Source organism: Streptomyces sp. BF23-19 (genome assembly GCF_041106355.1).
GTDB lineage: Bacteria > Actinomycetota > Actinomycetes > Streptomycetales > Streptomycetaceae > Streptomyces > Streptomyces virginiae_A.
Map to the genome: position 1 here is coordinate 148859 of NZ_JBGBPT010000006.1, position 9659 is coordinate 158517.

Below are 9659 nucleotides of genomic sequence, written 5' to 3' on the forward strand. Positions count from 1 at the left end.
AAGCGGCGGGTTTCGTTACCGAGCGGCGAACGGCGCGTCCGTGGGGACGATCTCGCGCCCGAGCGGGAGCAGGGCGAGCGGGACCATCTTGAAGTTGGCGATGCCGAAGGGGATTCCGATGATCGTCACGCAGAGCACGATGCCCGTGGCGATGTGGCTCAGGGCGAGCCACCAGCCCGCCAGGACCAGCCACAGGACGTTGCCGATGCAGGACGCGGCGCCCGCGTCGTGGCGCTCGACCGTGGTGTAGCCGAACGGCCAGAGGGCGTAGACGGCGATGCGGAAGGCGGCGATGCCGAACGGGATACCGATGATGGTGATGCAGAGCAGTACGCCCGCGAGGAGGTATCCCAGGAACAGCCAGATGCCGCTGAGGATGAGCCAAATGATGTTCAGGATTGTCTTCACTGGCGGCGGCCTGCCATCTGTTCGAGCCGGGCGATGCGCTCGGCCATCGGAGGGTGTGTGGAGAACATCTTAGAAAGGCCCTGGCCTGGGCGGAACGGGTTGGCGATCATCATGTGGCTCGCCGCCTCCAGCCGGGGCTCGGGGGGCAGTGGGAGCTGTTTGGTACCGGCGTCGAGCTTGCGCAGGGCGCTGGCCAGGGCGAGTGGGTCCCCGGTGAGCTGGGCGCCGGAGGCGTCGGCCTCGTACTCCCGCGAGCGGCTGATGGCCAGCTGGATCACGGAGGCGGCCAGCGGGCCCAGAATCATGATCAGCAGCATGCCGAGGAGGCCGGGGCCCTCGTCGTCGTTCGACCGACCGATCGGGATCAGCCAGGCGAAGTTCACCAGGAACATGATCACCGAGGCGAGGGCGCCGGCGACCGAGGAGATCAGGATGTCGCGGTTGTAGACGTGGCTGAGCTCGTGGCCGATGACCCCGCGCAGCTCGCGCTCGTCGAGGATCCGCAGGATCCCCTCGGTGCAGCAGACCGCGGCGTTGCGCGGGTTGCGGCCGGTGGCGAAGGCGTTGGGGGCCTCGGTGGGTGAGATGTACAGGCGTGGCATGGGCTGGCGCGCGGACGTGGAGAGCTCGCGCACCATGCGGTAGAGCTGGGGAGCCTCGAACTCGCTCACGGGGCGGGCGCGCATCGCGCGTAGAGCCAGCTTGTCGCTGTTCCAGTACGCGTAGGCGTTCGTCCCGAGGGCGACGAGGACGGCGATGATCAGGCCGCCCCGTCCGAAGAAGCTTCCGATGAGGATGATGAGTGCGGACAGCCCGCCGAGGAGTACGGCGGTCTTCAGCCCGTTGTGCCGGCGGTGCACGGTACGCCCTCCAAGTGGTGCGGCAGGGGAGCCCGTCATGGATGTGAGGGTCTACGGTCCAGTGGACCCTCCCTTCCTGGTCAACGCGAGGTGAGGGCGTCTGGTTCCCAGGGCACGGCGGGCCGGCCGCCCGCCGCGGCCCCTTCCCGGGGAAGGTCGGGGTCGCGGCCGGGGCTGCTCCGTACGGGTTACACGCGCCGGCTCACTGGGCGAAGAGGCTGCCCGAGGTGACGCGCAGGATGAGTTCCGGGGCGCCCGAGAGGACGACCGCCGTGATCGCCGTGACGACGATGGCCGCCGCCACCGGCCAGGGGGCGCGCGTACGGGTCTGCGCGCCCTCGGGGGTGCGGAAGAGCAGGGCCGTCCAGCGCAGGTAGTAGTACAGGGCGATGACGACGTTGATCGCCATGACCACGGCCAGCCAGCCCAGGCCCGCGTCGACCGCGGACCGGAAGACGGTGACCTTGGCGAAGAGGCCGATGATGCCCGGCGGCAGGCCCGCCAGGCAGAGCAGGAAGAAGCCCAGCGAGAGGGCGGCCAGCGGGCGGTCGGCGTACAGCCCGCGGTAGTCGCTGATCCGGTGGAGCGGCTTGGTGCGGGCGACGAGGGCGGCCACGGCGAAGGCGCCGAGGTTCACTGCGGCGTACATGAGGGCGTAGGCGACGGTGGAGCCGATCTGGTCGGGCCCGGAGTACGCGGCCGCGGCGATCGGGACCAGCAGGTAGCCGGCCTGACCGACCGAGGACCAGGCGAGCAGCCGTACGGCACTGTTCGGGCGGTCCGGGGACTGCCGCAGGGCGGCGGCGTTGCCCAGGGTCATGGTGAGTGCGGCGAGGACGGCCAGGGCGGGGCCCCAGATGTCGGAGTACGCGGGGAAGGCGATCACCGTGACGAGGATGAGGCCGGTGAAGCCGACGGCCTTGCCGATCACCGAGAGGTAGCCGGCGATGGGCAGGGGGGCGCCGACGTAGGTGTCGGGGACCCAGAAGTGGAAGGGGACGGCCGCGGTCTTGAAGGCGAAGCCGACGAGGGTGAGCGCGACACCGGCCATGGCGAGGGTGTCGAGCTGCCCGGGGACGTCTTCGAGGCGGTCGGCGACCTGGGTGAGGTACAGGGAGCCGGTGGCGGCGTAGACGAAGCTGACGCCCATCAGCGACACGGCGGTGGCGGTGACGGAGGACAGGAAGAACTTCAGGGCGGCCTCGGAGGAGAGCCGGTCGCCGCGGCGCATGCCGACGAGGGCGAAGGCGGGCAGCGAGGCGACCTCGAGCGCGACGATCAGGGTGGCGAGGTCGCGGGAGGCGGGCAGCAGGGCCGCGCCGGCGGCGGAGGAGAGCAGCAGGAACCAGTACTCGCCGGCCGGCATGCGGGTGTCACGGACGGCGGTGACCGACACCAGGGCGGTGACCAGGGCGCCGGCCAGCACCAGGAACTGGATGACGAGCGTGAAGTGGTCGGCGACGTAGCTGCAGGCCTCCGGGTCGCCGGTGAGGCAGAAGGTGGCCCGGTCACCGGCGCGCAGGGGCAGCAGGGTGGCGGTCGCGGCGGCCAGGCCGGCGACCGAGATCCAGCCGAGGGCGGGCTTGTGGCGCTCGGCGAGGAACAGGTCGGCGACGAGGACGACCAGGCCGACGGCGGCGGTGATCACCACGGGTGCGATGGCGAGCCAGTCGACGGACTGGACCAGGCTCGGGGCCTCGGCGGAGAGGACCGTCAGGTCCGTCGTGGCCGTCATGAATTGCCTCCTGCGAGGAGCTTCTGGACGGCCGGGTCGGTGAGGCCGAGGAGGACCGCGGGCCACAGGCCGGCGAGGACGGTGAGGGCGACGAGCGGGGTCCACGCGGCGAACTCGTAGCGCTGGATGTCCGCGACGGCGAGCTCGGGACCGGCTTTCGGGTCTCCCATGCAGACGCGCCGTACGACGATCAGCAGGTAGCCGGCGGTGAGCAGGGTGCCGAACGCGCCGACGGCCGTGTACGTGAGGAACGCGGGGCGGGAGAGGCCCTCGGCGGGGTCGAAGGCGCCGAAGAGGGCGAGCATCTCGCCCCAGAAGCCGGCGAGGCCCGGCAGGCCGAGGGAGGCGACGGCGGCGAAGGCGAGGAAGGCGCCCATGCGGGGGGCGCGGCCGTAGAGGGCGGCGCCGGTGGCCCCGGCGAGGGTGTCGAGGTCGGCGGTGCCGTAACGGTCCTTGAGGGCGCCGACCAGGAAGAAGAGGAGGCCGGTGATCAGGCCGTGGGCGATGTTGGCGAAGAGCGCGCCGTTGACGCCGGTGGGGGTCATGCTCGCGATGCCGAGGAGGACGAAGCCCATGTGGCCGACGGAGGAGTAGGCGATGAGGCGCTTGAGGTCGCCCTTGTTCCCCTTGCGGGCCAGCGCGAGGCAGGAGAGCGATCCGTAGACGATGCCGACGGCGGCGAAGGCGCCCAGGTAGGGGGCGAAGGTGGCCATGCCGTCGGGGGTGATGGGCAGCAGGATGCGGACGAACCCGTACGTGCCCATCTTGAGCAGGACGCCGGCCAGCAGGACGGATCCGACGGTGGGCGCGGCGGTGTGGGCGTCCGGCAGCCAGCTGTGCAGGGGCCACATCGGGGTCTTCACCGCGAGGCCGATCCCGATGGCGAGAACGGCCAGGATCTGGGTGGTGTGGGACAGTTCGCGGCCATTGTCAGAGGCCAGTGTCACCATGTCGAAAGTGCCGCTGTCCAGTCCGATCAGGAGCAGACCGAGCAGCATGACGACGGAGCCGAGGAGGGTGTAGAGGATGAACTTCCAGGCGGCGGCCTGCCGCTGAGCACCGCCCCAGCGGGCGATGAGGAAGTACATCGGGATGAGGACCATCTCGAAGGCGAGGAAGAAGAGCAGCAGGTCGAGGACGGCGAAGGTCGCGAGGGTGCCGGACTCGAGGACGAGGAGCAGCGCGACGAAGGCCTTCGGGGAGGGGCCCGCGGGGAGCTTGAAGTAGCTGTAGAGCGCGCAGAGGAAGAACAGCAGCGCGGTCATCAGGAGGAGGGGGAGCGAGATGCCGTCGACGCCGAGGTGGATCCGGACGTTCAGCGCCTGGATCCAACTGATGTCCGTCGTCGCCTGGATGCGGGACGGGGCGTCGTGGTCGAAGCCCAGGGTGAGGGCGACGGCCGCGGCGAGGATCACGCCGGTCACGGTCACGCCGTGGCGGAGCACGGCCTGTTCGGGGCTCTTGCCCTTGAGGCCGGGCGGGGCCGGCAGGAGCGCCGCGGCGGAGCCGAGGAGCGGTGCGGCCACGATGAACGCCAGAAGGAACTGCATCACGGACGGGCTGATATCAATCACGGCTGACTCACGGCTCACGATCCGGCGTTGACGTTGGCGAGGACGGCGGTGGCGATCGCCAGGACCACGGCACCGGCGAGCAGGGCGCTCAGGTAGCTCTGCACGTTGCCGGTCTGGGCCCGGCGCACGAGGCTGCCGAGCAGCTGGGTGCCGGTGCCCGCGCCGCGGACGTACGTGTCGACGACCTCGCGGTCGAGGAAGCGGACGAGGCGCGCCGCGGCCTGGACGGGCCGGACGAACAGCCGGTCGTAGACGGCGTCGAGGTGGAAGCCGTCGGCCGCGTGGCGGTGCAGGGGGCCGAGGAACGCCTTGCCGGGGTCGGCGGCGGGGCCGGCCGGGACGACGGGGTGATCGTGGGTCACCTCGGCCACCTCGGGGGCTTCCGCGGCGGATTCGGCGGCGGCGACCGCGGCGGGCGTCTCGGCAGCGGCTGCGGCTCGGGTGCCGGCGGCGCTCGCGAGGGCGGCCTTCGCCGAGGCGCGCTGCCAGAGGCCGTAGGTGAGCATCGCGCCGATGGCCGCGGCGCCCGTGCCGAGGACCGAGGTGACCAGGGTCGGGGTGAGCTCCCCGTCGTCGAACCAGCCGGCGATGGGCCCGGCCGCGAGGCCGAAGCCGACGGACGGGATCGCCAGCAGCCACAGCACGCCGGTCATGGCGAGGGGCTCCTTGCCGTGGTCGGGGGCGGCGGCGCCCCGGCCGCGGAAGGCCATCAGCCACAGCCGGGTGGCGTAGGCGGCGGTGAGCAGGGCGGTCAGCAGACCGGCGACGAGCACCAGCCAGCCTGCGGCGCTGGGTGCGAAGTCCGAGTGGCCGGTCGCGGTGTGCTCGGCGGCGACGAGGACGGCTTCCTTGGAGAAGAAGCCGGCGAAGGGCGGGACCGCGGCGAGCGCGAGGAGCGCGATCGTCATCGTCCAGAAGGCGTCGGGGATGCGCTTGGCGAGGCCGTCCATCCGGGACATGACGCCCAGGGAGTTGGTACCGGCGGCGTGGATGATCACGCCGGCACCGAGGAAGAGGAGCGCCTTGAAGGCGCCGTGGGACAGGAGGTGGAACACGGCGGCGCCGCGGTCGCCGACGGCCAGGGCGCCGACCATGTAGCCGAGCTGGCCGATCGTGGAGTAGGCGAGCACCCGCTTGATGTCGTCCTGGGCGATGGCGGCCAGGCCGGAGCCGATCATCGTGACGGCCGCCATCACGGCCATGACCACCAGAGCGGCCCCGGAGGACGCGAAGACGGGCAGGAGGCGGGCGATGAAGTAGACACCGGCGGCGACCATCGTCGCGGCGTGGATCAGTGCCGAGACCGGGGTGGGGCCCGCCATGGCGTCGGGGAGCCAGGTGTGCAGGGGGAACTGCGCGGACTTGCCCGCGACTCCGGCGAGCAGGAGCAGCGCGATCAGTGTCGGGTGGTCGAGTCCGCCCGCGGCGACGGTGCGCAGGATGTTCGGGATCTCGAAGGAGTCGGCGTCGGCGGCGAGCGCGAACAGGCCGATCAGGAAGGGGACGTCGCCGAGTTTGGTGACGAGGAAGGCTTTCAGGGAGGCGGAGCGGGCCGCTTCGGTCTCCCAGTAGTGGCCGACCAGGAAGTACGAGCAGATGCCCATGATCTCCCAGCCGACCAGCAGCACCATCAGGTCGCCGGAGTAGACGACGAGCAGCATGGCGGAGGTGAACAGTGAGACGAGAGCGGCATAGGACGGGTAGCGCGGATCCTCGCGCAGGTACGCCGTCGAGTAGACCTGTACGCAGGTGGCGACGACCCCGACCAGGACGGCGACCAGCGCGGCGAAGCCGTCGATGTACAGCGAGAGGTCGATCGGCACCGAGCCGGTCGGGGTCAGCTCGGTCGCGGCGCTGATCGTCTCGCCGCCGCCTTGGCGGACGGCGACGAGTACGGCCAGTACGGCGGCGGCGAGCGTCGGCAGGATCGCGAGCGGCCGGACGAACCCGGGGGCGGTGCGGCCGAGCAGGAGTCCCGCCACCGCGCCGAGGAAGGGGAGCAGCGGGACGAGGGCGGCGAGGGTCGTGGTGCTCACGCGGTGACCTCGCTCTGGTTGTTCGCGGCGGGCTCGTGGCCCTCGGCGGTGTCGCGCAGCCGGTCGACGTCGGAGGTGCCCCGGTTGCGGTACACCATCAGCACGATCGCGAGGCCGATGCCGATCTCGGCGGCGGCGATCGCGATGGTGAAGAGGGTGAGGGCCTGGCCGGCGTGCAGGGCGTCGCGCAGCCAGACGTCGAAGGCCACCAGGTTGAGGTTGACGGCGTTGAGCATCAGCTCGACGGACATCAGGACCAGGATGGCGTTGCGGCGGGCGAGTACTCCGTACAGGCCCGTGCAGAAGAGGAGCGCCGCGAGTACGGCGGGGTAGGCGAGGTGCATCAGCGCCGGCCCTTCTTCTCGCCGGGGCCGGCCGGGTCGGCGGGGTCGGCGGGGTCGTTCCTGCGGGACAGCACGATGGCCCCGATCAGGGCTGCGAGGAGGAGGACGGAGAGCGCCTCGAACGGCAGCACCCAGTGCTGGAAGAGGATCTCACCGGAGACCTTGGTGGAGCCCTGGACCGGTCCGTCGAGGTCGATCCAGGTGGTGCGGAAGGCGTCGACGACCACCCAGACCAGTGACACGGCGGCGACGACGGCGACGCCGAGCGCGACCCAGCGGTTGCCGGAGTCCGCGTCCGGGGAGCGGCCGATGGGGGCCTTGGTGAGCATCAGCCCGAAGAGGAGGAGGACGATCACGGAACCGAGGTAGATGAGGACCTGGACCCAGGCGATGAACTCGGCGGTCAGCAGCAGGTACTCGACGGCGATGCCGCCGAGCGCGACGACCAGCCACAGGGCGGCGTGCACCAGCTGCTTGGTGGTGACCGTGACGAGGGCCGCGCCGAAGGTGGCGAGTCCGACGAGGACGAAGGCGATCTCGACGCCGGTCGGGGAGAGGAAGCCGGGCCCGGTGGCGGTGGCGGCTGCGGCCAGGGTGGCGGCGGGGCTCACGCGTCTCCCTCCGGGGTCGGGTCGGTCGGCTCTTCGGTCTCGGCCGCCTGGGCGGCGGCTTCGGCGGCGGCTGCCGCGGCGGCCGCCGCGGCCGCGGCTTCGGCCTTCTCCACCGCCTTGCGGGCGGCGGCGATCTCCTTGGGCTCCTCGGCGGCCGGGTCCAGCGCGGGCGGCGCCGGGACGGTCCACATCCACTCGCGGAGCTTGTCGCGCTCGTGGGTCAGCTCGTGGATGTCGGTCTCCGCGTACTCGAACTCCGGCGACCAGAAGAGGGCGTCGAAGGGGCACACCTCGATGCAGATACCGCAGTACATGCAGAGGGAGAAGTCGATGGCGAAGCGGTCGAGAACGTTGCGGCTGCGCTCGCGGCCACCGGGGGTGGACGCCGGGACCGTCTCCTTGTGGGAGTCGATGTAGATGCACCAGTCGGGGCACTCGCGGGCGCAGAGCATGCAGACGGTGCAGTTCTCCTCGAACAGACCGATTACTCCGCGGGAGCGGGGCGGCAGTTCGGGCTGGACGTCGGGGTACTGGGCCGTGTGCGAGCGCTTCGTCATCGTGCGCAGCGTCACGGCCAGGCCCTTGGCCAGGCCGGATCCGGGGATGGGCATTACTGGATCGCCACCTTCACGATGCCGGTGAGCGCGATCTGGGCGAGCGCGAGCGGGATGAGTGTGGTCCAGGCGAGCTTCTGGAGCTGGTCCTCGCGCAGGCGCGGATAGCTCACGCGGAGCCAGATCACGACGAAGGCGAGGACCGCGATCTTGAGCAGGGTCCAGACCCAGCCGAGGTCGTCACCGAAGGGGCCGTGCCAGCCGCCGAGGAACAGGACGGTGGTGAGGGCGCAGAGGACGACGATGCCGGCGTACTCGGCGAGGAGGAACAGGGCGAAGCGCAGGCCGGTGTACTCGGTGTACGCGCCGAAGATGATCTCGGAGTCGGCGACGGGCATGTCGAAGGGGGGCCGCTGCAGTTCGGCGAGGCCGGCGACGAAGAAGACGAGCGCGCCGACGATCTGCCAGGGCAGCCACCACCACTCGAAGGCCTCGACGATGCCGGGGAGGGAGACCGTACCGGCGGCCATGGCGACGGAGGCGGCGGCGAGCAGCATCGGGAGCTCGTAGGCGAGCAGCTGGGCCGCGGTGCGCAGGCCACCGAGCAGGGAGAACTTGTTCGCGGAGGCCCAGCCGGCCATCAGGGAGCCGAGGACTCCGACGCCCATGACGGCGAGCGCGAAGAACAGGCCCGCGTCGATGACCTGGCCTACGGCGCCCTCGCCCGGGCCGATCGGGATGACCAACAGGACGAGGAGGTAGGGCAGCAGGGCGACGGCGGGGGCGAGCTGGAAGATACGGCGGTCGGCGCCCGCCGGAACGATGTCTTCCTTCTGCGCGAACTTCACGCCGTCGGCGACGAGCTGGGCCCAGCCGTGGAAGCCGCCGGCGTACATGGGGCCGAGGCGGCCCTGCATGTGGGCCATCACCTTGTGCTCGGTCTGCCCGACGACGAGCGGGAGCACGAGGAAGACGGCGAAGACGACGATCAGCCGCAGGGCGACGTCGAGGACGTCGTTCACGCGTCGCCTCCGTTGTCGGGGTCGGGGGTGGGGTCGGTGGTGGGGTCGGTGGTCGGGGTGGTCTTGGGGCCGGAGTCCGAGGTGGCGTCCGACTCCGACTCCGCCTCCGCCTCCGGTGAGGTCTCCGGCGGTGTCTCCGGCCGCGGCTTCGCCGGAGCCTTCGGCTCCTCGAAGGCGGGCTTCGGATCGTGCCAGGGGGCGTCCGAGCTGCGCGGCGCCGGCCTGGGAGCGGCCGCGGGGGCCCCCGCCGGGGTCTCCGGAGTCGCCGCGTCGGCCGGGGTCGAGGCTTCCGCCGGGGTCGAGGCTTCGGCCGGGGTGGACTGGCTCGCCGAGCCCTCCGACACCGAGCGGGTACGGCGCGGCGGACGGGGCGCGGCCTCCGCCGCCGGCCCGGTGGCCGCGTCGGCCGGGGGCTGGGTGGCCGAGCCCTCGGTGACCGAGCGGGTACGGCGGACCGGGTCACCGGACACGTCCGGGCCGGCGGCCTCGGGCTGCTCGGCGTCTGCGACATCGCC

Annotated in this window: 9 protein-coding genes and 1 pseudogene; all 10 read right to left on the minus strand. The window is 71.6% G+C overall.

Features of this window, described 5'->3' with window-relative positions; translation table 11 throughout:
• Nucleotides 1-15: 15 nt before the first annotated feature.
• Nucleotides 16-408 carry a YccF domain-containing protein gene (locus AB8A24_RS05985; RefSeq protein ID WP_266381543.1) on the minus strand — a complete coding sequence of 131 codons (393 nt, stop codon included), beginning with the start codon at nucleotides 406-408 and terminating at the stop codon, nucleotides 16-18.
• A complete protein-coding gene (gene htpX / locus AB8A24_RS05990; protein WP_033224201.1) occupies nucleotides 405-1268 on the minus strand; it encodes a zinc metalloprotease HtpX in 864 nt (287 codons plus the stop codon). The genes AB8A24_RS05985 and htpX overlap by 4 nt, the downstream gene beginning before the upstream one ends.
• A 202-nt stretch (nucleotides 1269-1470) precedes the next feature.
• A complete protein-coding gene (locus AB8A24_RS05995; protein ID WP_369475015.1) occupies nucleotides 1471-3003 on the minus strand; it encodes an NADH-quinone oxidoreductase subunit N in 1533 nt (510 codons plus the stop codon).
• The gene (locus AB8A24_RS06000; RefSeq protein ID WP_369475017.1) at nucleotides 3000-4553 is read right to left on the minus strand and encodes a NuoM family protein; all 1554 of its coding nucleotides are present in this window, start codon (nucleotides 4551-4553) and stop codon (nucleotides 3000-3002) included. The genes AB8A24_RS05995 and AB8A24_RS06000 overlap by 4 nt, the downstream gene beginning before the upstream one ends.
• Nucleotides 4554-4591: 38 nt before the next feature.
• Nucleotides 4592-6613 (minus strand): NADH-quinone oxidoreductase subunit L, encoded by a 2022-nt coding sequence (locus tag AB8A24_RS06005; protein WP_369475019.1) that lies wholly within the window; start codon nucleotides 6611-6613, stop codon nucleotides 4592-4594.
• The gene (gene nuoK / locus AB8A24_RS06010) at nucleotides 6610-6957 is read right to left on the minus strand and encodes an NADH-quinone oxidoreductase subunit NuoK (RefSeq protein WP_030726044.1); all 348 of its coding nucleotides are present in this window, start codon (nucleotides 6955-6957) and stop codon (nucleotides 6610-6612) included. Before nuoK ends, AB8A24_RS06005 begins: the two co-directional genes overlap by 4 nt.
• Entirely contained in the window at nucleotides 6957-7550 is a 594-nt protein-coding gene (locus AB8A24_RS06015; protein ID WP_369475025.1) for an NADH-quinone oxidoreductase subunit J, read from the minus strand. Before AB8A24_RS06015 ends, nuoK begins: the two co-directional genes overlap by 1 nt.
• Nucleotides 7551-7564: 14 nt before the next feature.
• Nucleotides 7565-8179, minus strand: coding sequence for an NADH-quinone oxidoreductase subunit I (locus tag AB8A24_RS06020; protein ID WP_328962086.1), 615 nt, complete (start codon nucleotides 8177-8179; stop codon nucleotides 7565-7567).
• Entirely contained in the window at nucleotides 8179-9144 is a 966-nt protein-coding gene (locus AB8A24_RS06025; RefSeq protein ID WP_328962087.1) for a complex I subunit 1 family protein, read from the minus strand. Before AB8A24_RS06025 ends, AB8A24_RS06020 begins: the two co-directional genes overlap by 1 nt.
• Nucleotides 9141-9659 (minus strand): annotated as a pseudogene (locus tag AB8A24_RS06030) (NADH-quinone oxidoreductase subunit C); the annotation flags it as partial. The pseudogene AB8A24_RS06030 and the gene AB8A24_RS06025, both read right to left, overlap by 4 nt.